General features: G+C 63.7%; 27 protein-coding genes. 16 read left to right on the top strand and 11 right to left on the bottom strand.

The features are described from left to right. Positions 1 to 19: 19 nt before the first annotated feature. The gene (gene lplT / locus P2869_RS07070; RefSeq protein ID WP_277597866.1) at positions 20 to 1318 is read left to right on the top strand and encodes a lysophospholipid transporter LplT; all 1299 of its coding nucleotides are present in this window, start codon (positions 20 to 22) and stop codon (positions 1316 to 1318) included. Positions 1319 to 2108: 790 nt separating this feature from the next. After that, the gene (locus P2869_RS07065) at positions 2109 to 2354 is read left to right on the top strand and encodes a hypothetical protein (RefSeq protein ID WP_277597865.1); all 246 of its coding nucleotides are present in this window, start codon (positions 2109 to 2111) and stop codon (positions 2352 to 2354) included. Positions 2355 to 2414: 60 nt separating this feature from the next. Here the strand turns inward: P2869_RS07065 and P2869_RS07060 are convergent, their stop codons facing one another. Further along, positions 2415 to 2726: a hypothetical protein gene (locus tag P2869_RS07060; RefSeq protein WP_277597864.1), complete on the bottom strand. Its 312-nt coding sequence runs from the start codon at positions 2724 to 2726 to the stop codon at positions 2415 to 2417. Then, positions 2723 to 3508, bottom strand: a complete 786-nt coding sequence (locus tag P2869_RS07055; RefSeq protein ID WP_277597863.1) for a hypothetical protein — start codon at positions 3506 to 3508, stop codon at positions 2723 to 2725. The genes P2869_RS07060 and P2869_RS07055 overlap by 4 nt, the downstream gene beginning before the upstream one ends. 217 nt (positions 3509 to 3725) lie before the next feature. Between P2869_RS07055 and P2869_RS07050 the strand changes: the two genes are divergently transcribed. The 3 genes from P2869_RS07050 to P2869_RS07040 are packed head-to-tail and all read left to right on the top strand — an operon-like array spanning position 3726 to position 6126. After that, positions 3726 to 4265: a PAAR domain-containing protein gene (locus P2869_RS07050; RefSeq protein ID WP_277597862.1), complete on the top strand. Its 540-nt coding sequence runs from the start codon at positions 3726 to 3728 to the stop codon at positions 4263 to 4265. Further along, a complete protein-coding gene (locus tag P2869_RS07045; protein WP_277597861.1) occupies positions 4262 to 4996 on the top strand; it encodes a VRR-NUC domain-containing protein in 735 nt (244 codons plus the stop codon). The genes P2869_RS07050 and P2869_RS07045 overlap by 4 nt, the downstream gene beginning before the upstream one ends. A 35-nt stretch (positions 4997 to 5031) precedes the next feature. Beyond that, positions 5032 to 6126, top strand: coding sequence for a type VI immunity family protein (locus P2869_RS07040; protein WP_277597860.1), 1095 nt, complete (start codon positions 5032 to 5034; stop codon positions 6124 to 6126). 162 nt (positions 6127 to 6288) lie between these two features. Here P2869_RS07040 and P2869_RS07035 read toward each other — a convergent pair whose 3' ends face one another. Further along, positions 6289 to 6744 (bottom strand): helix-turn-helix transcriptional regulator, encoded by a 456-nt coding sequence (locus P2869_RS07035; protein ID WP_277597859.1) that lies wholly within the window; start codon positions 6742 to 6744, stop codon positions 6289 to 6291. Between the two features lie 163 nt (positions 6745 to 6907). Here P2869_RS07035 and P2869_RS07030 point away from each other — a divergent pair, with 163 nt between their 5' ends. From P2869_RS07030 to P2869_RS07020, 3 genes are read left to right on the top strand one after another with little or no spacing between them, the layout of a single operon-like run. Next, the gene (locus tag P2869_RS07030; RefSeq protein ID WP_277597858.1) at positions 6908 to 8020 is read left to right on the top strand and encodes a CAP domain-containing protein; all 1113 of its coding nucleotides are present in this window, start codon (positions 6908 to 6910) and stop codon (positions 8018 to 8020) included. 13 nt (positions 8021 to 8033) lie between these two features. Then, positions 8034 to 8732 carry a hypothetical protein gene (locus P2869_RS07025; RefSeq protein ID WP_277597857.1) on the top strand — a complete coding sequence of 233 codons (699 nt, stop codon included), beginning with the start codon at positions 8034 to 8036 and terminating at the stop codon, positions 8730 to 8732. 26 nt (positions 8733 to 8758) lie between these two features. Continuing rightward, the gene (locus tag P2869_RS07020) at positions 8759 to 9130 is read left to right on the top strand and encodes a hypothetical protein (protein ID WP_277597856.1); all 372 of its coding nucleotides are present in this window, start codon (positions 8759 to 8761) and stop codon (positions 9128 to 9130) included. A 139-nt stretch (positions 9131 to 9269) separates the two neighbouring features. Here the strand turns inward: P2869_RS07020 and P2869_RS07015 are convergent, their stop codons facing one another. The 3 genes from P2869_RS07015 to P2869_RS07005 form a co-directional block, all read right to left on the bottom strand. Beyond that, positions 9270 to 10013 (bottom strand): ankyrin repeat domain-containing protein, encoded by a 744-nt coding sequence (locus P2869_RS07015; protein WP_277597855.1) that lies wholly within the window; start codon positions 10011 to 10013, stop codon positions 9270 to 9272. Positions 10014 to 10233: 220 nt separating this feature from the next. Further along, a complete protein-coding gene (locus P2869_RS07010) occupies positions 10234 to 10557 on the bottom strand; it encodes a hypothetical protein (RefSeq protein WP_277597854.1) in 324 nt (107 codons plus the stop codon). Between the two features lie 57 nt (positions 10558 to 10614). Then, on the bottom strand, positions 10615 to 12648 hold the full coding sequence (locus P2869_RS07005) for a type IV secretion system DNA-binding domain-containing protein (RefSeq protein WP_277597853.1): 2034 nt from the start codon (positions 12646 to 12648) through the stop codon (positions 10615 to 10617). A 190-nt stretch (positions 12649 to 12838) separates the two neighbouring features. Between P2869_RS07005 and P2869_RS07000 the strand changes: the two genes are divergently transcribed. Then, on the top strand, positions 12839 to 13495 hold the full coding sequence (locus P2869_RS07000; RefSeq protein ID WP_277597852.1) for a hypothetical protein: 657 nt from the start codon (positions 12839 to 12841) through the stop codon (positions 13493 to 13495). Positions 13496 to 13653: 158 nt separating this feature from the next. Here P2869_RS07000 and P2869_RS06995 read toward each other — a convergent pair whose 3' ends face one another. Then, the gene (locus tag P2869_RS06995) at positions 13654 to 14727 is read right to left on the bottom strand and encodes a site-specific integrase (RefSeq protein ID WP_277597851.1); all 1074 of its coding nucleotides are present in this window, start codon (positions 14725 to 14727) and stop codon (positions 13654 to 13656) included. Here P2869_RS06995 and P2869_RS06990 point away from each other — a divergent pair. The 4 genes from P2869_RS06990 (at position 14726) to P2869_RS06975 (ending at position 20059) form a co-directional block, all read left to right on the top strand. Next, positions 14726 to 14983: a hypothetical protein gene (locus tag P2869_RS06990; protein ID WP_277597850.1), complete on the top strand. Its 258-nt coding sequence runs from the start codon at positions 14726 to 14728 to the stop codon at positions 14981 to 14983. The two genes, P2869_RS06995 and P2869_RS06990, sit on opposite strands and share 2 nt — an antisense overlap. Positions 14984 to 15325: 342 nt before the next feature. Continuing rightward, the gene (locus P2869_RS06985; RefSeq protein WP_277597849.1) at positions 15326 to 15754 is read left to right on the top strand and encodes a hypothetical protein; all 429 of its coding nucleotides are present in this window, start codon (positions 15326 to 15328) and stop codon (positions 15752 to 15754) included. A gap of 27 nt (positions 15755 to 15781) precedes the next feature. After that, complete coding sequence (mobF, locus tag P2869_RS06980; RefSeq protein WP_277597848.1) at positions 15782 to 19114, top strand: MobF family relaxase; 3333 nt, start codon at positions 15782 to 15784, stop codon at positions 19112 to 19114. Positions 19115 to 19267: 153 nt separating this feature from the next. After that, positions 19268 to 20059: a hypothetical protein gene (locus tag P2869_RS06975; RefSeq protein WP_277597847.1), complete on the top strand. Its 792-nt coding sequence runs from the start codon at positions 19268 to 19270 to the stop codon at positions 20057 to 20059. On the opposite strand, the gene P2869_RS06970 is transcribed toward P2869_RS06975, so the two are convergent. From P2869_RS06970 to P2869_RS06955, 4 genes are all read right to left on the bottom strand, one after another. Next, positions 20060 to 20701, bottom strand: a complete 642-nt coding sequence (locus P2869_RS06970) for a hypothetical protein (RefSeq protein WP_277597846.1) — start codon at positions 20699 to 20701, stop codon at positions 20060 to 20062. 227 nt (positions 20702 to 20928) lie between these two features. Then, complete coding sequence (locus tag P2869_RS06965) at positions 20929 to 21465, bottom strand: hypothetical protein (RefSeq protein WP_277597845.1); 537 nt, start codon at positions 21463 to 21465, stop codon at positions 20929 to 20931. Positions 21466 to 21665: 200 nt separating this feature from the next. After that, positions 21666 to 22019: a DUF1493 family protein gene (locus P2869_RS06960; RefSeq protein WP_277597844.1), complete on the bottom strand. Its 354-nt coding sequence runs from the start codon at positions 22017 to 22019 to the stop codon at positions 21666 to 21668. Continuing rightward, complete coding sequence (locus P2869_RS06955) at positions 22019 to 22456, bottom strand: STM2901 family protein (protein ID WP_259555414.1); 438 nt, start codon at positions 22454 to 22456, stop codon at positions 22019 to 22021. Before P2869_RS06955 ends, P2869_RS06960 begins: the two co-directional genes overlap by 1 nt. A gap of 594 nt (positions 22457 to 23050) precedes the next feature. Here P2869_RS06955 and P2869_RS06950 point away from each other — a divergent pair. The 3 genes from P2869_RS06950 (at position 23051) to P2869_RS06940 (ending at position 26636) form a co-directional block, all read left to right on the top strand. Beyond that, positions 23051 to 23698, top strand: a complete 648-nt coding sequence (locus tag P2869_RS06950; protein WP_259555412.1) for a hypothetical protein — start codon at positions 23051 to 23053, stop codon at positions 23696 to 23698. 990 nt (positions 23699 to 24688) lie between these two features. Continuing rightward, positions 24689 to 25366, top strand: coding sequence for an ImmA/IrrE family metallo-endopeptidase (locus tag P2869_RS06945; protein ID WP_277597843.1), 678 nt, complete (start codon positions 24689 to 24691; stop codon positions 25364 to 25366). 175 nt (positions 25367 to 25541) lie between these two features. Further along, entirely contained in the window at positions 25542 to 26636 is a 1095-nt protein-coding gene (locus P2869_RS06940; RefSeq protein WP_277597842.1) for a patatin-like phospholipase family protein, read from the top strand. The last annotated feature ends 1 nt before the right edge of the window (position 26637 follow it).

The raw sequence follows: 26637 nt of genomic DNA, 5'->3' as shown, positions 1-26637 counted from the left end.
CGGTTTCTCCGCCCGCTCCATGAAAAAAGGCTTCTACACGATCATTGCCGCGCAGTTCGTCTCGTCGCTTGCGGACAATGCGCTGCTCATCGCCGCCATCGCGCTTCTCGCGGTCATCCGTTCGCCGTCGTGGATCACGCCGCTACTGCAGATCTTCTTCACGATTTCGTACGTGCTGCTCGCGCCGTTCGTCGGCGCCTTCGCGGATGCCCTGCAAAAGCGCCACGTGATGTTCATCTCCAACGCGCTCAAGGCCGGCGGCTGTCTGCTGATGCTCGTGGGCGTGCATCCCATCGTTGCTTATGGCGTGGTCGGCTTCGGCGCGGCGGCCTATTCGCCCGCCAAGTACGGCATTCTCACCGAACTGCTGCCGGCCGAGCGGCTCGTCGCGGCGAACGCGTGGCTCGAGTCGGCCACAGTGCTCTCGACCATCGTCGGCACGATGCTGGGCGGCGCGCTCGTGAGCGCCTATGCGGGGAAACTGGTGGCACACCTTGATCTGCCGGTCATCCGCAGCGCCGCGGACCTCGCCATGTTCGCCGTGATGCTGGTCTACGCGGCCGCGGCGATCATCAATATCGGCATACCGGATACCGGCGCGCGCTATCCCAATCGGCTCATGCAGCCGGCAAAGCTGACCGGCGATTTTCTGCACTGCTTCCACGTGCTGTGGGCCGACAAGCTCGCGCAGATCGCGCTGTGGGTGACCACGTTGATGTGGGGCGCTGCGGTGACGCTGCAATTGCTCGTACTCAAGTGGGCCGATGCGAACCTTGGGCTATCGCTTTCGAAGGCCGCCGTCATGCAGGGCGTGACAGGACTTGGCGTCGCGTTGGGTGCCGCTGCTGCGGCTGCGTGGATTTCGCTGCGCACGTCCCTTCGCGTACTGCCGATCGGCATGCTGACCGGCATCGTCACAGTCGCCATGGCGTTCTACAGCAAGGGACTTTTCCCAGCGGGCGCCGGCATCCGCTTCGCGGATTTCACGGTGCCGCTCTACATGCTCTTCGCGTGGCCGCTGATGATCGGGCTCGGCGCATTGGCGGGCTTTTTCATCGTGCCGATGAACGCGGTTCTCCAGCACCGGGGCGCCGCTTTGCTCTCGGCGGGCCACTCCATCGCCGTGCAGAACTTCAACCAGAACCTGGCGGTGCTGCTGATGCTGGGCGCCTATGCCCTGCTGCTCATTGCGAAGTTGCCGGTGCAATGGATCATCGTCGTGTTCGGATCATTCGTCACGTTGCTGATCTGGCTTGCGAAACGACGCAGCGCGGCGAACAGCCGCGAAGTCGACATGCGGGCACTGGTGGAGGAATGAGGCGGGCGCGCCGCTGCATCGTAGCGGGACACGTGTGCCACGCTTCGAATCCCCTAGAATGTAGGGCTTGTTTTCGACATTCGCCTCCGCTAACCGAGCCTGCTTCGCATTGACCTCGACGGCCTTTCGCTGCGTTTCAGGCGACTGCCTGTCCGATCGCCGCCGGGTCGAGGTTCGGCCATACGGCTGCCGTTCGCCGAAGCGTGTGCAGGCCTCCGGCAGGCGGGACGCGCGATTAACCGTCGGGCCCTCAGTGCGGAACGCTTTGGCCGGCTGGCCTATAGCCCGGCGATGGGGCGCGAAGTATAGTCGTCGAACCGAAGCTGCAGGTCCCCGTTCGCGCCCTGTCAACAATGAGTACACGGCCTAAACGGGACCGAATGTCCGCAAATGTCCGAACACGCCTTTCAGCAATCGATTGAATGAAAACAGAAACCAGCGTCGAAACCGTGCCCGAGCAGAGCTTCGCAGCCCATACGCCGATGATGCAGCATTACCTGCGTGCGACTTTTCAGGCCATGCAGGAGAAGGCTCCAAGCGTAGCGCGCCCGCCACAGTCCCCCACCAGTCCCCTTCAAAGACCAGCCGGTTCGCCTGAGAAAAATACCTTGGCTGGCCGAAAACCAGTGTTTTTCGTGTCCCGGCAACAATCCGACAGCTTCGCTACCCAGCCAAGAATTCTCTTAAGGACTGGCATCGGAACCCTAACACCAGCGGTTTCTCGATTCCGTTGCTGTCGGAAGGATATACAGCGCTCTCTTATCCTAATTTCCTCACCTAGAAGGACGGGATGGTCTATCGCCCCGACACCAAAGGCGGCCATCTCTTGGGCGACGCCGTCGCTCGCGAGCTGTTCGACATTCAAGAGGATGGCATGACTAAGGTCAGGGTCCGTTTCATCACGGAGGGAACGCAAAGGGAGCCGCGTGGAAAGGTAACCAAGGGTGGCTTGACCGTCTGGAAAATGAAGGCGGGGTCGCCGGCCGCGATCCAAGTGAACGATCTCGGCGATGTGTTAACAGAGTGCCTGAAATAACGGCTGCGCAATAAAAAAGAGCCCCAATCGGGGCTCTCTTCCACCAGTGTTGATCACGCGTTACGAATCCACTTCCGCAAAGCGCTCGCCGCTGTTCGACATTCTGTCGATGAGCGCTTTCGCCTCGTCCACGGTCTTGGGTCGCATCAGTCTGAACGACCGGTTGTGCGGCGCTGGCGCCACCTCCTCAGCAGCCTGGGGCTTGATTTCGACTGTGTAGGAGCCAACTCCAGGCTTCGGCGGGGAAACTGGAGCAGCGGCAGGCTTGTGCCAGACCCGATCCGCCACCTCGAAACCTAGCGTGACAGCTTGCTCCCGGGGCGCCCACACCCCCGCGATGGCCCGTCCTTTTTTCTTGGTGGCAGCCGTCATTTCACTTGCTCCAAAAGGTATTTGTCCAACAAATCCAAGCTGGCTTGGTCGAACACGCCGAAATCCATCAGCCAACCGTCGCCGGCGGCCGTCCAAAACTCTTTGCCACCGGCTAGCTTTAACACATCTCGAACCGTTTTGCAAGACCCAATTTTGGCTGGAAACTTCGGGAAATGGGGAAGAATTTCGGTCGTCGTCGGGTGCAGTTCCATGTTGAAACCACACTTTGGCCAAACGTTGTAACCGATCCAACGCTCCTTTGTCGTGTATCTGTCACCCCAGTTCCGTCCCCCTGCCGCCATCAGCTGAAGTTGGTCAATTTTTCTTGTTCCGGGAGGCATATTTTGAGCCCAGTTCAGGATTGAGCGCGTCATTAGCGCAGCGACTCCCGAAACTCCGAAATTCCTCGACAGAAAATCCACCGTCCCGATGTAGATACGCACTGTCCCGGATTCGCTGTTGAAGTAAATAAAAACCACATTCTTGTCTGCGATGTATTTCTTATTCGTTATCGTCGCTCTAAGGCCGGCGGGCAGAATTTCGTCCTTGTTTTCAGGATCGTCAAAACCAGGAGGAATCGTGTCAGTGTCAACGAGTTCAACAAGAATTTCCGAATCGCAGGGTGCCCCAACCAAACCAATGAGATTCGAGAGTGGTAAATCAAATCCAAGCTCCTTTTTAACGATCCCCTTATCGCCGAAAGATATTTTCGATTGCGATGGATCAAAATAAGCCTGGATTCGCCGCTCTATTTCTAATCGCTTATCGTTTTCGCTCGTCATTTTAATGTCTAGGCCAAGTCAACCGGTCGAGCCATCCCGCCGGCGGCGCACAGCCCTGCGCCGCGCGCGCCTGAGACGATACACCAAGAGGAGGGCAGCGGTCAGCGACATTTTCGAGCGCAATCGATCCGATGCATCCAAATCGCATATCGCGAAAGAGGCTCAAAAATTGATCATACTAATACGTTAAAATCACGACTCCTTTCCGGAGAAGTCGATGAGCGCGTTTATTCGAGAAGGCGACACGACGGACCACGGCGGCCGAGTGCTCGCCTGCTCTCCCCTCAGCCAAGTCGACGGCAAATCCGTCGCGCGGCTTGGCGACATGGTCTCCTGCCCTAAATGCGACGGCGTCTACCCCATCGTGCAGATTCTGCCTCGGGGCATGGGCATGGGCGGCAAACACCCTGCGTTTGAGGGCGACAAAACGGCTTGCGGCGCCACGTTGATCGCGTCGCAATCGAGCGCCACGGCGCAGCCGGCCTCCGGGCCGGGCGGACAGGCCGGGCCGATCGCAAACCATCAAACGGCGAGCGACGCGCCAGGACCATACCGAGGCCGGTTCCAGGTCCTCGACGAGTCGACCGGCCAGCCGATCCCCAACCACCCCTACACGCTGCGCGCATCCGACGGGACGGTGCTTTCCGGCCAGACCGACTCAAACGGCTACACGCGGTGGCATGAGGGCGCGGAGCCGGCTTCGCTGCAGTTCTCGTCGCCCTCCACGCAAGTCCCCGGCGGAGCGAGCGGCGAATGAGCGGCAACGCCTATGGAACCGGGGCCGGGTCCGGCTCGACCGCGTCGGGCCGTGGCCAGACGACAAGCGTCCAGCTGCGCGGCGCCGGCCTTGACCCGGGGGACAAAAAGGTCGTGTGCAAAGCGGTTTGCGTTTGCTCGCGCGAGCCGGACGAAGGGGCCTCCGGCCAGAGCCTCAAACAGCAGTGCGTGTCCCGCAATCTTCGCGATGTCGACCGAAGCATGGACTGGCAAAGCCCGTATAAGGCAGAGGTCAATTACGACATGTCAAAGGTCCCGCCGGCGCCGATCATGCGCTCGGCCAACCCCCTGGAAGCCCATCCATATCTTCCGGGATGGATCGCGAAATACTGGCCCGGCGGGCAAGACGAGTATCCCGCTGGCTCGGGGGCCGTGCGCCGGCCGGACGTGGTGATCGTGAAGGACGGCTCGCTGCCGCCGACACAGGACAACATCAAGAACATCGTGGAGGTCAAGTTTCCTCCCCAGTCCCCCGACCTCGGGCAAACCGAAGACTATGGGGTGATCGCGGGGTCCCCGGACAAGGTCGTCGTCCTCGGGCCGCAGAACTGCGACTGCTCCAACGACGACGAGGGCGAGAATCCCGTCAAATCCGCGGTGTCGGACGCGCTCTCCGAGCTTGGACGCTCGCTGAAATCGATTTTCACCGCGAGGCCGCCGACGCCAGGCTTCGGCCTGCCGCCGCCCGTTCCCCCGCTTCCGGTTCCCTGATAGCCTGTGTCGCCAGGCTCATCCCCATTCGCCCCATGACCGCCATAACGCAAGACTTTCTGAAATGGGCCAAGGCCAACCAGTCCAAAGCGCTGGTGGCGAACGCCCTTCTGGAACCTCGATATCCGCACGACGGAATCGGCGCGGCTTTTGTCATCCGCGCCTGCGTCTACTTTGAGCAAGCCGCCGATCCGGCCGTCCGCGAAGCGCTCGCGCAGACGTTCGACGAGTTCGCCTCGTCGATGGGCGACGAAAAGCTGACTTACATGTGGAGCAACGGCAAACCCGCGCAGCCCATGTCAAAGGCGAAATCGTTGCGCGCGGCGGCAGCCGGCCTTGGCCCCGAAGATAGGTTTGACTTCGATTTCATGAGCGGGGAGCGCCCGACTGACGCGAGCCTGTGGGAATTCCATGTCGGCGGTCAGCGCCGATGGCAAGAGAAGCTCGGCAACCGCGGCTTCAACGCCTTGTGGTTCTCGTGGCCCGTTTTCGCTGTCCAGGAGCGCCCCGACGCGTTCGCGAAGCTGTTCTTCGACGCGGTCGCGCGCCTCAAAGCGCCATGGGGCCATGCCGGGGTCGCCGTCAACCTGTCGCCCACGGGCCGCGAAGAGAACGAGGCCACGGAGCATTGGGCAAGCCAGACGATGCCCGGCCTCGATGTCGGCTTTCCCGCCGACCTGTCTGTCCGCATGCTCAAAGGACAAGTGAAAACGGTCGATTGGCTCACGGCGGTCAGCAAGCCGATGCTCGAGGCCGCGGGCGGCCTGGGCGCTTTGCGCGCTCATCTGCCGCCAAGTTGGTTCGCGATCGGCGACTACGGCCAAGGCGTCGTCATCCGGGCCGGCGTCCTGCCCGAAAGCGGCATATCGGAGGAGGAAGACAAGCCACCTTTCAATCCGCCTGCCTACGTGATTCTCGACGCGGCGTTGCGGCCGATCCGCGCGAGCGAGATGGACATCTTGCAGCGCGGAACCGTGAACGGCGACGCGCCGGTCTACAACACCAAGGCGTCGACGGCGGCATGGCTTCGCCGCTTCGAAACGGATGAAAACGGTCTGCTCGCCGCCAAGGCCGCGTTGCTCGACACGCCTGCGCTCGCGCCTTCCAACGCCCTGCCAAATCCGCTCTGACGCGACTCGCGCCCCCGCGCCGCCCTTCGGGTCAAGGGCGAGCGCTCGGCGCAGCGCACCCTTGACGCGCGACGATCACGGAAAATGCCGAATGGTTGCGGGCGACGCCTCTGCGCCCGCAACCATGGAAAGCCGCTTTTGACCTCGAGAATCGCGTCGCCGTCAAAGCTTCGAGCGCCGCGTCTTGGCCGGCGCCGGGGGCAGCGATTCAGACAAAACCCTGTGTTCAAGCTCCGCGCGCAGCCTTTCCACCTGCTCTCGCAAATCGTCGCGCTCGCGAGCGGTCGTCGCGAACTCCGACAGCATCCTGAGCGCCGACCGGCGTGCCTCAGGCGACAAATCGGCGATCAGCTCCGCGATTTGCGCGCCGTCTTCGCCTGATTTCCCCCGGTATTCCCCAAACAGCGCAGAAATGGGGCAATGGAAGAGTTCCGCGAATTGCCCGAGCCTGTGCAAAGTTGGAGTGATCGTCCCCGTTTCTATGCGGGAGACGGTCTCTTTTTCGAGACCCAACAGGTCGCCGACGCGCGCCTGCGTGTATCCGGCGGCCTTTCTTTGAGCGGCAATGGCCGCGCCCACCCGCTTGGCGAGCTCTTCGCCGACGCCCTCGCCTTTCATGGCTTCCTCCCCGCCTGCTGCAAAAAAACGACGTTTCGCGTCATTCTCGCCACGCGGGACGTTCACAAATTGACGTCTGGAGTTACGATGTATACGCCTTAGATCAATTTAAGGCTGGCAGGCGCTCGCGTCGGCCGTTTGGGCAACGAATAGCGAGAACAACATGAAGAGAACAATCATCGCGGCCTTGGCCGCGGGGGGTCTTGCCGCCTGCGGCGGGGGCGGCTCGTCCGGCGGCAGCGCGTCGAACGGCACAGGCTCCGGCGGCTCGACGGGCGGCGGCACGAGCACGCCGTCGTCATCGTCGGCGGTCACGCTCATGGCCGCTCCGGGCGCGAGCGCGGGCTCCTTCACGGCGACGGGCGACGTCGTCAACGACACGCTGGCGTATATCAACCACCAGCGCGCGCAAGTGGGCTTGCCGGCGCTCGCTTTCCAGTCGGGCGTGGCGCAAGCGGCGACGAACCACTCCGTTTGGGAGCAAGACAACAACGTCGTCGGCCACTATGAAACGTCGGGCACGCCGGGCTACACGGGCGTCTCCCCCTCGGACCGCGTGAACCAGTTCCACGCGACCAACTCGGTCGGCGAGATCACCGCGGGCTTCACGGGCGCCTTCTCGAACTCCACCGAGGCGATCCAAGCGCTGTTCGACGCCCCCTTCCACCGCGCCATCACGCTCTTCGACTCCGTCTACGCGGGCCCGGGCGTCGCGACGACGGCGAGCTCCTCGCAGCTCTCGACGCTGACGGTCGATTTCGCCGACCACAAGCCGTTCATCGGCGAAGGCCAGCTCGTCGCGTGGCCCTACAACGGCATGGCTGGCGTGAACACGGGCTGGCTCGCGAACGAAAGCCCGAACCCGGTCGCGACCTACAACAACGGCTCTCTGGTCGGCGCGGTAGTCGGCTACCCGATCACGCTCTCGGGCGGCGACAACGCGGCGTTCTCGAACGTCTCTTTCACGATCACGGACGCGTCTGGCGTCAACGTGCCTTGCGTCGAGACGGACAGCTCGAACAACGCGGACGCGACGCGCGAGGCCATGTGCGTGCCAATCGCGAGGTTGGCGAGGAGCACGATCTACACGGCCAAGGTCTCCGGCACGTTGACGAACACCTCGCTTGCGGCAACGGCGTTTTCCGTGAGCTGGGCGTTCACGACGGCGGCGACGGACAACACGCCCATCGGCGCGCCAACATCCGCCAGCGCGCAGGGGGCGAGCGGCGCTCGCGCCTTCGAGCAAGTCTCGCCCCGCCGCGTGATCTTGAACTGAGCGGGGGCCAGCAATGAACAGCGAAACCACAAAACGCATCGCCTCGCTCGCCCTCGCCGCCTCGGCGTTGTCGCCACTCGCCGCCGTCGCCCAAACGGCCGCGAGCCTCCCCGCGCCCGTCGCGCAGCCCGTCCCGCCAGCGCGGGCCGACGCGCCCGCGTTCGCCGTCGGCGAGGCGTGGACGTTCGCCTACGCCAACGCGTTGGAGCCGTCCAAGAACGCGACCTACACGCAGACGGTGTCCAGCGTCGCCGCCGACGGCTCCGCGAGCCTCAACGGCGGCGCGCTCGCGCTCGACGCGAGCGGCAATCTCGTCAAGACCGCGACGGGTTCGTATCAGCCCAGCGACGGCAAGCTTCAATTCCCCCTCTTCGTCGGCAAGTCGTGGTCCGTCTCCTACGTCTACCGGACGGGCTCTTGGGCCGCGAGCGGCGATCGACGCGCGAAGGTCGTCGGCGTCGAGCGCGTCGAGACGCCAGCGGGCGCGTTCGACGCGTTCAAGGTCGAGCAGACCGTGAGCTGGTCCGGCACGGAGGGCAACCGAGGCCAGGGCGTCACTCACGAGACGGATTGGTATGCGCCCGCCGTGGGACGCATCGTGAAGATGGACTTCGTCGACCAAGCCGCGCACGCCGCCCCGACGACGACCCATGTCGATCTCGTCGGATTCAAACCCGCGCCGGCCGCCCCGGCGCGCCCCGCATCGCAATGACGCCGTCAACAGAATTGGAGAGCCCCATGGAAAATCAAAAGATCGCAAGCGACGACGTTCAAATCAAACGGGCGAAGAGCAGCATGCGTTTCGCGATCGTCGTGATGTTCGTCGTTTGCATGTCCATCCCCTTCGTGAACTTGCTCTTCGGCATGTTCTTCGTGCTCTGGCTGTCGATGTCGATCTTCGGCGCAAGCGCGCGCCGTTCCGTTGACTTCGGTTGGCTGCTGCTCGGGGCCGCGCTTTGTCTCTTCGGCTTCTTCTTGCCGATGATATTCGAAGGCCCGACGGCGAGCGGGATGCTCTTCGGCTGGACGCTCGAAGCCGCGCTCAACATCGCGGTCGCCGTGTTCATCCTGCTCGGGCGGCTCGGGCATCTGCTGTTCAAACCGGACTGACGCGATCGCCGCCGCGATTCCCCCCCTCGAAAGGGCGAAGCCCGCCTTGGCCGCGAAAGCGGCCTTTTTTAATCTCAAATCGATCGGTTGCTCCGCGCTGGCGGCGCAGCGCATCAATGCGGCGTGTCCGCAGCCACGCTCACAGCGATCGCGGCCGCAGCGACCCGCACGCGGCCGAGCCGCTCTCGCCCAAAGCTTCGCCTATCGCCCCGCCCTCCTTCTCTGCCAACGCGCGGCGCAACGCCTGGCGAATCGGCTCGGCGTTTTCGTCGCTGCGCTCCAAGGCCAAGTCGAAGGCCGATTTTCCCTTCTTGTCGACGGCCAGCGGATCGGACAAGGGGGCGAGCAACTCAACGGCCTCGGGCCGGCCGGAGCTCGCGGCCAAGTGCAGCGCCGTCCGGCCACGCCTGTCCCTCTTGCCGGCGTCGGACGCCGGCAAAAGCGCCTTGAGGCACTCGACCGCCCCGGCGCCCGCGTCTTCGGCGGCCCACATCAAAGCCGTCCGGCCATCGCTGTCCATCGCGTTCGGCTCGGACGTGGGCAACAGCAGCCGCACGCATTCCGCGCTGCCCGCCTTGACGGCCAGGATCAGCAGCGTTCTCCCCGAATCGTCCCGCCGCGTCAAAGCCAATCGACTCTGGCGAGCTCCGCGCGGCCCGGACTCGATGGCGGCCAACAACAGCTTGGCCCCTTCGGCCCAGCCCGCCCCGACCGCGATCGCCAGCGCAGTCGTTCCGTTTCGGCTCTTGCGGGCCGCGTCAACAAGGGGCAGCAGCAACTTCACGCACTCGATTTTTCGGGAGGCCGTCGCCAGCATCAACGTCGTCCAACCGTCAGCGTCGGTCGACGCGACGCCCGCCCCTCGCGCGAGCAGATCGCGCATTGACTGCGCGCTCCCTTTGCGAGCGGCTTCCCGCAGCTCGGCGTCGAGCCGCTCCAAGTGTTCGATCGCCGGCCCCTTCACTGCGAAGTCTCCCGAGGTCTCGTTTCGCCAAGCTCCGCTGCCGCCCGGACCGTTCGTCGCGCGCTCGCGGAAAGCCCCAGCTCTCGGCGGCTTTCCAAACGCCTACAGACGTCTTTGATCGCGGCAAACGGGCGGCGGGTCAACCCTTGCGCGTCAAGCTCCGACGAGCGGACGCGAGCCGCTCCGCGCCGCGAAGGAGCGCGCGCCGCGCGAGAAGGGCCGCGTCGACAACCCTGCCGGGCAGCCACGCCAGCTTGCGCCTCCACCAAGCCTCTCGGACTTCCTCGAGCCACGCGAGACCGCGCGGGTCGTCTTCGCCGCGCGCCTCCCTGAGGCTCGCTTGAAGCCATTCGTCCTCGGGGTCCGCCGCTTCCCGAGCGTCCTCCGATTCGCTCGCGCCAAAAGCGAGCGCCCTCGCCTCGTCCAATTTCAGATCGCCCTCTCGCCGCTGCGTCGTTCTCACGCCGTCCCCTCCGTGATGGTTTTTCTCGGATTTCTCACAGCGCCAAGCCGTCTCCCGTCAGGGCGACGGGCGCGCCGCGGAAACCCGCGAGCCGCCTTCGACGTCGCCGCTCCCGCCGTCGTTTCCGGCGCCGCTTTCGCCGATGCCTTCGCTTTCGCCTGGCTCAGGAAAATCGCTCGCGAGCGCCTCGGCGACCGTTGGGTCAATCGCGGCCAGCTCCCCGGCAGCCGCGAAGGAAGCGCTCTGTCCGGCAGGCGCGCTCCCCGCGCCGGGCGAGCCGGGCGGCGGCGCGTCGCGGGGGGCGTCGTCCGGGTCGCCCGGCGCGTGCGCCTTGTCGGGCTCGCTCGGAGCGCTTGCCAGCTTCGCGGGCGCGACGCCGATCCCGAGCGTCCAAGCCGCCGGAAAATGAGCTCGACGCGCGCGACGAAAGCGGACGATCGGATAGAAGAGCTCGTGCGCGTCGCCGCCGGCGACGACGAGCAGCTTGACGCCTTTGCCATCGCGGGTCGGGCCGAGCCGCGACGCGAGCTCGGAGGGCGAATACAGCGGGACGCTTTCGCGAGAGAACGACACCGTCTCGGACCGCCTCGACCCGTCGACCGACATCGACACGTTCCGTCTTTCGTGCTCGCGCGAACCGAGCGTCTTGCAGAGCCGTTCGGCTGTCTCGCCAGGGGACATCTGGCCGACCACCAGGGTCCCGCACATCGATGTCAACGCGCGCACGAACAGCGGGCCGTGGACCTCCTCCAATTGAGCGAAGTCTTGGCAAGCGACGACGCAGCGCACTCCGCGCGAGCGGCCCACCTCGAACAGCTCGCGAATCGGAATCTTGCCCGCCTGCGGCAACTCGTCGGCGATGAACCATAGCTTGCGCGAGGGGTCGTCGCGCATCTCCACGCTGTTCACCCGCGCGGCGATTGTTCCGACGACCGCCTCGACGCAGCTTTTCGTGAGATCCGCGTAACTGCCGTGCCCCTGGACAATGATTTGACGCCAGCGCGACTTGCCGGCGGCCCATCGTCGGAAGCTGACACGCCGCTCAGGCGGCGTGGCGCCCCAAGCGCTCGCGAGGTCGACGATCGGCGCGCAAAAGGACGCCAAGTTGATGAGAATCCCTTGCGTCGTGACGGACGCCTTCTCGACTGCGCGAACGGCTTCTGGATGCCAGCGCGCCATGATCGTCAACAGATCGCGCTGAGAGAGGAACACAAGCCTGGCGAGATGCGCCCATCCCCAGTCGCGCCCTCGCGTCGCCCGCAGGTAAACCAGCAAGCCGACAAGCAATTGGCGAGCGGCGTTCGCCCACATCGGGTCGGAGCTTTCGCGGATCATCGCGGCGGCAAAGCGGCGCATGTCCTGCGTGTTGCGCAGGTCGCGCGCGATGTCCCAAGCCAAGGAGCGAGCGTCCCAAGGGGCCAGGATGGCTGGCTGCGCGAAAGCTTCGGTGAACTCGCCCTTCGGATCGAAGATCAGCGCTTGGTCGCCCGCCTCGACGACGCGCTTGATCAATGGCCGAAGGAACGTCGACTTGCCGGAGCCGACGCCGCCGACGATCAGCGTGTGGCGCGTCCACCCGTCCGCCGGCCAAGGCACGCCCGGAGCGATGGGATGGTCGGGCCGGCGTTTGGCTTGCGCCGCGAACTTGGCGCGCAGTTTGCGCGCCGCCTCCCGGCCCTCATGCCGGGAAGGGCCGCGAACGAGCGCAAGGCCGTCGCGCGCGGTCAGGGCGCGGCGGGCCGTCAGCGCGGCCGGCGCGCACGCCGCGAGCGCGGCGACAACGACGCGCCACTCGACCGCGAGGAGCCAGGCCGCCCCGAGTCCGCTCCAACGCGCGGCGCAAGCCCTCGCGCCGTCCGCGAACAAGCCGGGGGGAAGCTGGTTGGCCGCCAGCTTGGCCCAGCAGAGCGCGTGCGCGCCCAGCGAGCCGGAGGGCGCCGGCAGCCCCGGCAAGTCGCGCCACAGCGCCGCCAGCGCGAGCGCCCCGACCGCGGCCCCCTCCGCCGCGGCCAACTTCAACCAGGCCGCCCAATCCGTTCGTTTGACGCTCGGCGCGTCCGCGCCCGCCCCGTGCCCACGCCCCTGTCCCATGCGCGGCTCCCATGCCTCGAAAGCCTCCAAATCCTCCGACCGCGCTGCCGTCCAGGGCGCCGGCCACGAACAGCGACGAACGGCAGTCCTGCCGTTCGTCGGGACAAACCTGGGAAAACCCTAATCGGCGGATTTAGGGTCAGCTTTCCGCGTCGCGGAGGGCGCTCACCCAAGCAGACCCAGGAGGCATATGGCCCACGCAACAACACAACAAATCATTCAAGCGTTCAAAGGTCTCACCCCGCGAGAGCGCAAAGGCTTGCGATTCGCTGGCGACAGGCTCTCGGAAGCCATGGGGTCGGACGGCGGCTGCGACCTCTTGCAGGAGGCGCTCTTGCGCATGCTCGACGGCCGGCGCAAGTGGCCGCTCCACATCCGGTTCGACTTCTATGTCTACCGGGTGATGGACAGCATCGCGCATGGCGAGCGCAAGCGGCATAGGCACGAGCTGGGGTTCTCTTCCCCGTTTGACCACTGCGACGCGGGCGGCGGCTGGCGATGCCCCGGCCCGACGCCGGAGCAAGCGGCGATCGCCGCGGAGGAGCTTCGGCTCGCGGCGCGAGCGGCGCTTCGCGCTCGCCTTTCCCTCGGGAGCGATCTCGACCGAGCGGTGCTCGACGGCATGCTCGACGGAGAAACGCCGGCTGAAATCCGCGCAGCGTTGCGGCTTGCGTCGCGCGACTACGAGCTCGCCAGGCAGCGCGTGATGGGGCGCCTTCGCGCCGTTGGCTTGGCCGAAGGCTTGGCGCGCCCAGCTCCGGCCAAGCCCAAGCCGAAAGCGGATGGCGACGACGGCGCAGCCGGCTCGCCGCCTCCGGCCAAGCCTTCGCGACGACCGCGCAGATAGCGCCGCGCGCAACGCCCCGCCGGAATTCGGCGGGGCGTTTTCATGTCGGCGACTCGCGGCCATCGCCGATTCCGCCTCAAAGGCCAGTTGGGAAAGACGGTTGCGCGCAAAAATGGCGACGGCCTATCAGCCATCGCCATTCGCGGCTCGCTTGCGCGTCAATCGACGAGATCAAGCAAGTCTTCGCGCCGGAAATTGACGTATCTGTTGAACATCGCCATGTCCGAGTGGCCGACTGCGCGCATCACTTTGTATGCCTTGTCGGGGTTGAGAAGCAGCAATCGCGTCGCGCCTTCGTGCCGCAGGTCATGAAAGCGGAAGCCGACAAGGCCCGCTCGCTTGGCGTGGACTGCAAAGCGCTGGGAGGCCTGGCGTGGAATTCGCAACGCGATGAACATCGGCAGAGCGTCGTCGGGCTGCAATCTGCGGAGCGCGCGCAAAATTCTCCGCGCCTTTTCGCTCAGGGGCACCTCGCGACTCTTTTTGGTCTTGGTGTGCTCGGCGGGCATCAGCCAAACCCCCTTGTCTTTTCCTTCCTTGTCTTTGAAGAAATGGAACTCCTCCCATTTGGCGAACATCAACTCTTGCAGGCGCGCGGCCGTCTCGATCGCCAGCAGGACGAGCAGGCACAAAAAGCGGCCTTCTTCGTTTCTCTGGCGGCAGAGGTGATGAATGAGCGCGCGCTCCTCTCCCGGAGCCAGCCGACGATGGCGGGGAATGTCGTAGCTATCGGGAAAGAGCTGCGAGAAGTGGGGAAACACCGGTGCCTGGACGTCAAGCTGCGCGGCGCGCCAATCGATCGCCGCCGACATCAAGCACAGGTGGGAAAAGATGCTGTTGTAGGAAAACGGGGCGCCGCGCTTCGACGGCAATTCCCGCATTTTGTTGATGTATTCATCGATCCAGCGCAGCCGCACGTCTCCGACTTTGCGGCCGGACACATGCTTGGCGACAGTTGGCGCGAACCCAGGATGGCGCTTGCTCGCCCACTTGGTCTTTGCGAAAGCGGCGACGATCTCTCCGAGGTCCTCGGCAAGCAAATCCGGGGGCAAAGCGGGCTCGGCCGCTTTCGCGGCGAGCGCCCGCAACTCGCGGTCGACGCCCTCGCCAAAATCGCGAGCCGCCTGCCACGTTTCGAAGGTTTTGCTGACGCTGTTTTGGCCTGGAACTCGAATGGTCGCTTGCCATTGGCATTGACCGTTCTTTTTGACTCTCTTGGAAAGGCTAAGCATGGTTTGGTCTCCCTTTGTGGATGAAATCCCCCTTCGACAATCCTCGAAAAAATGGGGGATTCAGGATGCCTCTCGCGATGCTGCAAACTTCGTCGGATCGAAAATTGCAGCGACGTTTGGCGCCGACCGTTTACTCTCGAAAAAAGTCTTTGTTCGCAATAGCCTAGGATTGCCAAATCAACGTCGCACCGGATGGAGTGTCGCTGAGCGCCAGCGGGGTTTTTGGTATTTGATACTTAAAATCGTCTATTTATAGTCAGCTTTGAATTTAAATTGAAAGACTGCAAACCCTTGGTCCGAAAAAACTCCAAAAATCGAGCCTCCAAAACCTTTGCTGCGACCCTCCATTGCAGCAAAAATAGCTGGCGAATGCCGACGAACGGTTCAATAAACGACGAAAGAGAGAGACCTAAAAACAAAGCGGGTCTCGAGCGGCGCGTGCACTCAACTGCCGGCGGTCGGCGAAAGGGGGAACGCCCCATAGAAGATCGCTCCCGCGGAGGATATGGGGGTTTAGCTGATCCTCGGAGGAAAAATGGAGCGAAAGGTTGCCGCAGACGAGCAAGCCGCAGCGCCCACAGAGCGGACTGAAAGACGGATGACAGCCGACGAGGCCAAGGAGTCTCTCGCCCGGCGATACCGAATCGAGTCGGCGTTTGTCCGCGTCGCGCAGTTGTCGAAGATCTTGGGCATCGCCGCGCCGACGATCTACACGGCGATGCGCGAAGGCCGCTTCTTCCTTCCGCATCGCATGCTTTGCTCGATGCCCGCCGTGCGCCTGGACGATCTCGCCGAATGGTATAGCTCGCAAGAGCAGCCGTCGCCGACGATCCGACGCCAGGCAGACGAGAACCCCCCTGAATCTATCGAGCAAGCCCGGCAGAACCGCGAAACGCGCGATGAGATCATCGCGCGGGTTTTGGCGAGGGTGAAAGCCAAACACGCCATCAGCGACCGTGACGCCAGCGCGAGCCCAGCCGCGGCCGCCGTGGCACGGGAAACGAAACGGCACCCCCGCCCCCGCTGAGGCTCGACCCGACGCTCAATCGGCCGAATGCTTTCCCTCACGAAAATCAACTCGGCGAAGAATCAGAAGCGCAGCGCGCGAAGCGGCGACGGCTATCTGTTCTACATCCAGAGCCCCTCGACGCGCGAACGCAGCGACTTCGCCGAGTATCTTCGCGGCTCGCCTGAACTCGGCCAGCCCGCCCCGTTCTGGGCCGGCGATGGCGCGCGGCTGCTCGGCTTGGGCGAAACACCCAAGCCCGAGCACGTCGAGCGGCTGGCCCATGGCTTTCACCCGCTCACGGGCGAGCCCTTGGTCCAAGGCGCGGGCAACCGACACGTGATGGGCCTGGACATGACGTTCTCCGCTCCCAAGGACGTGTCCGCCGCGTTCGCCGCAGCAGACGCGAAGACCCAGCGCGACATCATCGCGTGCTTGCAAAACGCCGCCCGCGCCGCCCTGCGCTACGCCGAGTCGGGCGCGCTCACGCGACACGAGAAAGGCGGACGCGTGCAGCGCGAGGCGGACGCGACGCTGGCCGCATGCCACACCCACTTTGCAAGCCGATCGCTCGATCCGCAGCTCCACGTCCACGCGTTTTTGCTGAACGTTGGAAAACGCCAGGACTCGAAGGAATGGAGCGCGCTGGAACTGCGCCCGCAATTTGAGCGCAAGCTCGCGACCGGAGCGGTGTTTCGAGCGGAGCTCGCCTGGCGCATGCGCGAGTTGGGCTTCGCGATTGTGCCCGACGGCCCTTATTTCAATCTTGCTGGAATTTCCGACACGCAGCGCGAGGCGCTCTCGACGCGGAGCCGGCAAATACGAGAGCACCTCGACAAGCATGCCGCAGGCAACCATGGCGCGGCGGCAAAGAGCGTCGCGGCGCTCAACACGCGCGCCGGGAAAGCCGAGCCTCCGTTGCCAGAGCTGCTCGCGCTCTTCAAAGAGCAAGCCGCGAGCATTGGCCTGGACGCCGCCGCCGTCGCTCGAATGCGCGCCGGCCCGGCGGCCGCGCCGGCTCGCGCAACGCCCTCTCTCGCCGAGCCAGCGCCCTCCGATCGCGCCGCCCTCCTGCCTGCCGAGCAGCCGCCCCGTCATGCCCTGGCGGACGACGCCCTGCGCCCCGCGCCGTCGCCATTTGCGATCGACCGCGAGGCCCTGCTCGAAGAGCTCATGTCGTCCAAGTCGTGCGCGACTCGGCAAGAGGCGCTCGCCGCGATCTGCGCCCAGGCGATGGGCCAATGGTCCGCTGCGGAATGCTTGGCGGAGCTCGATGGGCTGATGTGCTCCGACTTGGTCGCGCGGCTTGGAACAACCGCGAGCATGACCGATGTCTTTTCGTCGAAAGCGCGCCAGACGCTTGAAGCCACAACCGACGCGCGCGTGCGTGCCGGAAAACAGAGCCGCGCGCATGCGGTCGATCCGGCGTTCGTCGACCGGGAGTTCGACGCGCTCGAACGCGAGCTGCGCGAGAAGCTTGGCGTCGAGGTCTCGCTCGGCCAACAGCGCGCCGCGGCCCTGCATGTCGCCTGCGAAACCGGACAACATGCGTTCGTCGTCGGCTGGGCCGGGACCGGAAAGACGACCATGCTGCGCGCGGCCATCCGAGCCTACGAAGCCTCGGGCTTCTCCGTCATTGGCTGCTGTCAGTCGGCCTCCGCCGCGCGGACTCTCGCGAGAGAAACCGGGGCGAAATCCCGCACTCTCGCGAGCCTTCTGCTCGCCGCCCGCTCCGGCCGCGCGCCGCTGACCGAGCGCTCGATCGTCGTCTTGGACGAAGCCGGCCTGGTGGGCTCGCCCGAGTTCGCCGCGTTGCAAGAGGTTGTCCTGGCCGCAGGCTCCAAGCTCGTTTGCGTCGGCGACCCCAAGCAGTTGCAGCCCGTCGCGGGCGGCGGCATCTTCGCGTCGTTGCTCCGCGCGCACGGCCACGCGGAGATTTCCAAAATCCAGCGGCAAAGGACGGCCTTCGAGCCGCTTCTCGAATGGCTCGACGCTCAGGCGCGAGCCGGGCGGGGCGTCGCCAAGGAGCAAGTCGCGGCGCTGCGCGCCGCGCCCGAGGACACCCGCCTCGCCGCGATGGAGCGGCTTTGCGCGAGCGCGCCGAAGCTCGCTCGCGGGTTCGCTCGGTGGCGGGATCGATTCGACCACCAATGGTTGCGCGAAGCGGTGTCGGGGCTCGCCGAAGGCTCCGCGCTCCCCGCGTTGCGCCTGCTCGACGAACGCGGACGGCTTCGCCTTCTCGGCGTCGGCGTTCAGCCGAGCGCCTTGACCTCAGAGGCGAATCGCCCCGCCGGACCCAACACGGCGCCAACCGGAACGCCAGCCATGCGAGCGGCGGTCGACGAGTGGGCGGCCGACAAAACGTCGCTGCCGTCGAAAATCATGATCGCAGCGACTCGCGCGGAAGTCGCCTCGCTGAACGCGATGGCTCGCGCGGCCCTGATCGAAGGCGGCGTCGTGCGAGACGAAGCCGGCGTCGAGTTGCCCGTCAACATCCGCGACGCGGAGCCGCAAACCAAGCGCTTCGCGCCGGGCGACCGCGTCGTCTTCACGAAAAACGATCGCGAGCTCGGCGCGACGAATGGAGCGACGGGAACCGTTCGAGCCGTCAACGCGCGGACCGCGCTGGCGGTCCTCGACTCCGAGCTCTGCGCCACCCGCCCCGATCTCACGGGCGAGCTCGTCGTCGAGCTGGACGACGCGATCAGCGACACGGGCAGGCGCGGCGAAAAGCTCGTCGCCGTTCCCGCGTCGTTCGGATGGCTCGACCTCGCCTATTGCCTCACCAACCACAAAAGCCAGGGGCGCACGGTCGACAGCGCGCACGTCCTCGTCAATCCGGCGACCGTGAGCCGCGAGTGGTCGTATGTCGCCGCGAGCCGCTCGCGCTTCGCGACCACCCTCTATGTCGACGCGCCCGCCGTCGCGGAGTTCGATCCCGAGTCGCACCTCGCGACAGCCCAGGCCGAGCGACAGGGCCCGCTCGACCGGGAGCAGCTCATCGAGGCTTTGGCGCGCAGCATGAGCAAGAGCCGGGCGAAAGAGACCACGCTCGACTATCGCGAAGCCCCGCCGAAGATCGAACGCGCCGCGACGCCCGCTCCTCTTTCCGCATCGCAACCGCCTCCGACTCTGGCGACCACGCCGGCCCGCCCGCCGGTCCGCTCCAATGACCTCGAGCGGCGTCGCCGCGCCGCTGGCGCGAACGCTAGGACCAACGCGCAAAAAAGAACGCAGAATGCGCGCGCCGAGAAAGGCAAGGTCGCCGCGCCATTTCCGGCCTCGCCGCAAGCGCGTCGACGCGTCCGGCGACTCATGGGCGCGAAGCCGACTCGCCAACGCGAGGCCGGCCCGGAGCCGGGCGACGATCTGCGCCGCTGAGCGACGCTCGAAATCACGAGGCCGGGATCACGACGCTTCGCGTCGGCGCGGCGACGAGACTCCGTTGGCCCAATCTGCTCGCGCGCCAGCCTTCAAGGCTGAACGACGCCACCAGCGAATGCGCATTTCCCCTATCGCGCGGAGACGGACAAGATGACGGACAAAGAATTGATCGGCGGCCGGTGGGACCAGAAGCAAGTCAGCGTTTGGCTGACGCGAAGGCGAAAGGAGAAGTTGCAAGCGCTCGCCGCTTCGCTTCCCGGCTCCGCCACGCCGATCGACGCGATCGACAAGGCGCTCGAACTGGCGACCACGCCCCTCTTCGTTCCCGCGAGCGAAATTGACGCGGCGCGCGAAACTCGCGAAGCGAGCGCGGAGACAATCGCGGCAATCGATCGACTCGAAGCCCGATTGCTCGCCGCCTTGGCGGCTTCCGACAGAAGCGCGGGGCAAACCGCACGGCAAATTCATGATCGCGTCGAGCGCGTCTGCGGGCTCGCCGAAGACATGCGCGCGATGATGGCCGCCGCGGCCAGCGACCACGATCTCGACGGCGAATTGGACGAGAAACCGCGCGAAGCTTCCCCCGTTTCGATCGGCGACTGGCTGCGCGCCACGGCGAAAGCGATCGCCGAGCCAACGCCCCGATCGATGTTGGCGCGCGCCGCGTGGCGATCGAAGGCTCGCGCGTCGGAGGTGTTCGTCTCGATGGATTTTCTCTGCCAGCTCGTCGCGGTGGACGGCGCCCGCGCGCAGAGCGCGCCGCCGCCCGCCCTCGTCCGCGTCGATCTGATCGAGGCGGACGGCCCGCTTTCTCGGCTCGATTCATTCAGCGCCGTTTGCTTCTCGTGCAGCCTTTCGCCGAGCGGCTCGTGGCAAGTTACAGCGTATTCGCTCGACGAACGGGGCAAACCCGGCGCTACTGTTGGGTCAATCACGACATAGTTAGGGCGCTTTGTCGTGTGGATTGCCTGTCAGCAATTCAAATACTCGATCGATAGCCGCTCTCATGTTGGGGCCGTGCGTTCCTGTGAACGCCTCATATTCATCGACGATGGCTCGCAGAACCGGCAACATCCCACTATCGTCTTCGGAAAAAATGAACGTTGATGCTATTGAAAAGAGTTCGTCCTCTTCCGGCTTCTTCAGGAAATCCATGTGGACGATTCTCTTATCCACCCATCCTTTGATTATCGTCTTCAAACTTTTGTTAAGAATTTTCCTTTCAAAAACGTCATCGATCTTTTTGGCTTTCTCGTCCTCTCCGCGAGCTCGGTAGACATTCTGCAAGGTCGAGTTTTTGTCTTCCGCTGGATCCTTCTTCTTGCGCTCCAAAAACAGAGCTCTGCAATCGACGAGAATCGACTCCACCAACACGTTGCTTAGAAATGGATCGACGCTGCGCAAACTCTCAAGTCGAGCGATCTTTTCTTTCATGCCGTGCAGCCGTTCGGCAAACGAATCCTCGATGCGGCTCTCTACCCAAGCAGCCCCTCCGTCCTCTATATACTTCCGGGCGTCCTCCTCAGTTTTAAGCTTTGGCAAGTAAGGGCTTCGATTGCCCTCACTCAAGTCATCCGTCGACATCCAACCCTCCCCTGTCTTCGTTATTGAAAAGCGGCCGAGCATGGCGCGATAGGCTAGTGAATTCCGCGAACAAACACGCCCAGCGCGAACACATTATCGCTCGTTCTTGCTCGCAGCCACGACGCGAGCTCGACAGCATTTTTCCGCTCGACGTGGCCGATGGTTTTTCACCTGGCAAGGGTGCGTCAGGTGTATAAACCAAGAAAGAGACGGAAACCAGCGACAAGTCAAGGCAGACCGCCATCACCGCCCGCCTCCGGCCTCTGCATTTCTCGAGAAAGACGCTCCGGAGTGGTCGACGTTTCGGGAGCGGTCACCGCGTAGCCCGCGTGGGTAAGAACCCGCTCGCACAAATTCAGAAAGACGCCAACCGACATGTCGCTCTTCGCGTCGTTGGTGCGCCAAGCGCAGATTTTGAAAGAGAGGGAGCTGAACGACGCGTCGACATGATCGACAGTCGGCAACAGCGCGAAGCCGGCTTTGTAATGGTGGCGCCCGATTTCGGACTCGGCGTTTGTGTATTTGCTGATGAGCGTCCAGTCGAGCTTTTCGCCGGTGTAGTCGTCGCGACCGCCGCTCGCCAAGACCGCTTCGTGAATCGCCTTGCGATACGCCGCTCCCATCGCGCCGTTCGCGAAGCGCTTGCGGTCTCGGCGCACGTGAGCGGCGGCTTTGCGCGCGAGCCAGCGGAAATAAGCCTGTTCCGCAACGACGCCGTCAAGGAATGGAGGCAACAAACGCAAGCGCTGCGCCATGATCTTCATCCCGTAAAAAAATCTTTGGCATGCCAGGTGATTTCGTCGATGGGCCTCGAAGCTGTTTCCGTTACCGCCGCCATCGACTAAGAGCCCTACTGGCGGCAGCCGCCCAGTGTCGGGTCCGCCCCCCTCCTTGGGACGATTAATACGGCGCAGCGCCCCGAAGTTGGCGATTCAAGGCTAGGCGAAATCCGCCGCGCGTCCGCTCACGAAAGGCCCGCGACGCTGGCGGACTCCCAGCGTTTGCTCAGCATCGCCTTGTGAAGCATCGCGAGCGTCAGCGGCTCGCGCTCGAAGGTGTGCGGCTTGCGCAGAACGACCCGGCGGAACAGCGAATACAACATCCCCTCGCCTTCCATCAGGAAATAGCGATGAAAGTCAAAGTCGCCCGGGTCAACCGAAAACTTCTCGAAGAACCGTCCCATGAATTCATTGGCGTCGTCGCCGGTCTGTCCAAGGTCCTCCGACAGCCGCGTGGCTGGCGACAATGGCTTGGATTTGCCGAGACCGGCTTCTGTCCGGACAAACGCTTCGAGCTCGCTCCATGAACGATCTTGCATCACAACACCTGATCCTCGGGTTTGACCATCCGATTGTATTTGAGGACCGTGTTGCAGCCGATCTCGAACACGTCGCGCGCAAGCAAGACCCAGCCGAGCCCCGGCACCGCGCGCCCGATGAACACGCTGAGCCGTCGCGTGAGAATGACCCGAAACGACTTCATGCTTTGAAGCGTGAGCGTTGGCAGCACCTTCCGTTTGAATTCGTATCGAAAGAGCGACCGAGACATGACCGACGCGACAGAGGTGCCTTTCGTCGCCCCAGCGAATTTCTGTCGTGTCGGCAGAATCGGCCAACCCGACAAAACGAGGATGACGCCCTCGACATCGTTGATCCCGACCTGGTCGCACGTCTCCGCGACCGCGATAAAAAAGAACAGCTCGGCGGGCTCGAGCCCGCTATGGCCGCCATAAGAGTAAGTGTTAGCGTTCGCCATGACCGCCCCTCAGCTCGCGCAGCGGCCAAAGGCGCGTGTCGTGGCCGATGCGCCGCCGCGGGCGACACCCGCAAGGGCGAGCGATAAATGGCGCTCATTGAGCCACGCGAAGCTCGATCGGTGAGCTTCTTCAGGATTCGCGCGCCGCTCGGCGCTCCGCGCAAATGTTGCGTTTTGCATAGACGTTCTTCCTTCTGATTCGGCCTGAATCGGTGGAGAGCTCTCGCCGCGACCTTCGGTCGCCATTTTTGTCGGAGGATTATATCGTCGAAGAAACGCGCAAAGCTCGTCGCAGCTTTGCGCGCTGATTCTCGCCTTCGCGCGCCATCCGCGTGAACCCCGCTCGCTTGTTCAAGCCGACGAGATCCATCGCCGACCGATCTATGCGAATTGCATGTCGCCTGCATCGAAATGGCGAGCAGGACAAGTTCGCGGTCGAGAAAATTGGGTTAAAGCAAACGGCTCGCACACGACGGCGGCACGCTGTGCGAAACTGACGCGCAAGCGCGGCATACCGCAAAGCCGCGGCGAGACCTAGCCCGAGTCGCATGCGAACGCATGTCGACAGGAGCCCCCACAGTCCGAGGAGCGCTCATGGCAAAGAAGAAACCGACCGCAGCAGAACCATCGCTCGAAAGGGATGTCGTCGAGCCGCTCCACCTCGCCTGGGACGCCCTCGGCCTCACCACAACGAACACGGCATTTGAGCGTCGATGGGCTGAGCCGACCAACGACGCGTTCGGAAAGCTGTGGCGTGGCATTGATCGGGAAATCGAAGAGGAGGTTCACAACCTTCTCTTCACGGACATCGCGGGCCGAGAGCTTTCGCGTTACGGTCAAACGCTGTTCCGTCAAGCCTACTTGCTTGCGCGGCTCCTGGACCACATCGAGAATCACGCGTCTGAACCAGCCAACGCGGAAATCGCGCGTTGCGCCGTGATGTTCTACGCTGGCGTCCATTTTGGAAGAGAGAAACCGGACTTTTGGGCGCTATACCTTCCGCTCAGAGACGCGACCCGCCGAGACAAGCCTGCCCTGTTCCCCACCAAAGGCGCCGTCGCCCCAAGCGCTCCGCCGAAGGAGGCCGCGGAATTCGCGGCGGCAGCGTGGTTTGGCATGGACCGGCTTTACGGGCAACAATATTTGCCCAAGTGGCGGCCCAATTTGTCCGCCAGCGCGCTCACCGAGCCGGATCCGTTCCCCTCAGACCTCATATACGGCGCGCGCGACTTGAACGACTAAGGCTGGTGAGCGCGCTCGCCCCGCCAAGCGCAATTCGGCCGCGGCGAAGCTCGCCGCAGCGAATCGAAAGTCTCGACGATCATGCCGCCCGCCGTTCGCGATGTTTGTTTATGGCTTGCGCGCTCGTCCGGTGCAAACATTGCCGCTTCAAAAGCGTGTTCGGACACGAAGCGATGTGGCGTGCGATAAATGCGCGGCTCATCGCTAGCGGATTTTGAACGGGATGTTTTCCTGACGCAGGAAATCCACGAATCCCTCGTTGACGTCGAATGTCCGCTTTTCGCCGATCGGCGGGTGCTCGATCCATACGATCTGGGCCAAGCCAATCTGTCCTGGCTGCTTTGGCAACGACCGTTGCCACTCACTCAACGCCCTCTCAATTCGACTCGTCTGACTCAAGTCAAAGCGGATTGTGGCCATCCCGAAATCCCTCCAAAGGCTGTGACTCATTGGCCCGGTGTCTCTATGATGCGCGCCGGAAAGTTCCCAGCTCCAAAACTTGCATGCCGAGTCACTCAACGACCCCTTCGCCACCCGGCGCAAACGCACTCCGCTCCGATGCCGTTGATGCGGCGTTAGTCGAACGCTTATTCAATATCGGATACACCGCGACCGGCGTATTGCCGCGCACGGTCGAATGACGCTGCTCATAGGTCCATATTTATCACACAAAAAGAAAAACAGGGCCAGCATAGTAGTGTTTCAATCAAGAATATCCCAGAAAACCAGTTTCGATAGAAAACCAAGCTTCCGCAAACGATTCGCAGATCAGAAAATGTCTCAACCAGAAAGAGCACCGACCTATTGATCCGACAAAATCCCAATGCAAAAAAAGCGATCTGCACGCGTATTTTTGGGCGCCATGCTCGCCCCCATTTTCATCCGACCATCCCGCAGGGACGAAACCCACCATCCCTTGTGCAACGCAGCTTGAAAAACACCATATCTAGTATAGAATCGCATTAACCATACGTATTACGGGGTTGCAATATGAACCGGCAGGCGATTAACGGCGAGGCTCGACGCCTCCATTATGAGATCTGGCACAAACGGAAGCTGCTTTTCCCCATGGGCGAGCCTTCCAGCATCGCCATGTGCAGCCCCGACGTGGCCGCGCGTGTTCTCGATGTCCAGTATGAATACCGAGACAATCTTGGCCGGTTTCGAGCCGGCCAAGCGTTCTACGAAGTGGCTGGAATTCTAAATCGCGATCGCGGAATTATTTCTGTTTCCACTCGCTTCCATCAGGCGGCGATCCGGTTTACCGGCGCGCACGAGATTGGGCACTTTCTTTTGCATCCCGGCGAAGTCTTTCATCGGGATCGCCCCGTCTCCAATGACCACGCTGAAAAGCGACCGCCTCGAGAACAAGAGGCTGACTATTTCGCGGCCTGCTTTCTCGCCTCGGAGAAATTGGTCACGCAGGAGTTTGAGCCCCGCTTCGGCCGTGGCCCGCTGCATCTGACCGACACAGTCGCCTATCACCTCCGCAAAGAGCGCATGCAGGAACTTCTGCGCGCGCCCACCGGATCGCTCGAATTCGCCGCGGCGGTGGCAGGCGCACGGGTGTTCGCCGGCAAGGGGTTCATGTCGCTCGCGGAGCGCTTCGGGGTGTCTATTCCGGCGATGGCAATCCGTTTGCAAGAGCTGGGGTTGGTCGGTGACTGACTCGCGCTCAGACCTCCCTGAACGGCAGCCGCCTCTTCTCCCGCCGCCTCGAATTCGGCTTGACCGGCAGACGACGCGCAACGCGCTGGCGCTTGGTCTTGATCGGCGCAGGCCTCGCGCCTGCAAAGCCCCAAAGGCTAGTCGCGGAGCGGACGACCGCCGCTAGGAAACGATCATGACCATGAAACCCTTCAGGGTGCTATGCCTCGACGGCGGCGGCATGCGCGGCGTCTACCAAGCGGCTTATCTCGACACCGTCTTGTCGCGCATCGCCGGCACCAACCGCGAGCACAAGCCCATCGACGCCGGGCGCTGCTTCGACCTCCTCGTCGGAACGAGCACCGGCGCCATCGTCGCCTGCGCGCTTGCTGCCGGCAAACGGCCCGGCGATGTTCGCAAGCTATACGAGGCGCACGGCGACAAGATCTTTCCGGGCCAGCGGCTCCGGTCGATGCCAGTTTTGAGCACTTTGCTGAGGGCGTGCGGCTTCGGCAATCGAGACGGCGAAGCTGCCTTGCGCTCCGCTTTGGTCGACGAACTCGGTTTAACGACGTTCGCCGACGTGCTGGACAAGCGCGGAATTGCGCTCGCGATTCCGACCGTCGACATGGCTCGCCACGCGGCCGTCGTGTTCAAGACTCGCCACATTGAGCGGCTCAATGGCCGCGACGACCAACGCACCCTCGTCGACGCTTGCATGGCCAGCACCGCGGCTCCGATTCTGCGAGCGCTTGCGTCGCTGACGGAGCCCGACAACGGCGTGTCGGTTGTCTACACCGATGGCGGCCTTTGGGCGAACAACCCCGGCGCGCTGGGCGCTATCGAAGCGGTTGAAATCTGCGACAGCGCCAAGCAGCCCGACCGGCCGATTCATCTCTTCATGCTCGGATCTCTTCCTGTGCAGGGCGGAGAGGAGATCGGCGACCGTGCGCGCTTTCGCGGCGCCGCCGGATGGAAAGGCGGCCTCAAGATCATGGAGGCGTCGATCAACGCGCAAGCTGTTGGCTACGACTACATCGCAAAGAAAATTCTCGAACTGCGCGGCAAGGACAGCGGCGGATGGCGCCTGCCCGCCCAATGCCCGTCCAACGAGCTCAGAAACTACCTTTCGAACATGGATGACGCGCGCCCTAAAGTCTTGAACGCCCTGGCACGGCAAGCTGTTTCCGATGTCGATTTTCTTTGGGCCGCCGCCGATCGGGGCGATGCGGCAGCGACGAACTTTCTCGAGGCGTTCAGATCTTGCCTCGCGAGCAACGCAGGAGATTAGC

It is taken from the genome of Paraburkholderia sp. SUR17 (assembly GCF_029536165.1).
In the GTDB taxonomy this organism is placed as follows: domain Bacteria; phylum Pseudomonadota; class Gammaproteobacteria; order Burkholderiales; family Burkholderiaceae; genus Paraburkholderia; species Paraburkholderia kururiensis.
This window is presented reverse-complemented; position numbering and strand designations above follow the sequence as displayed.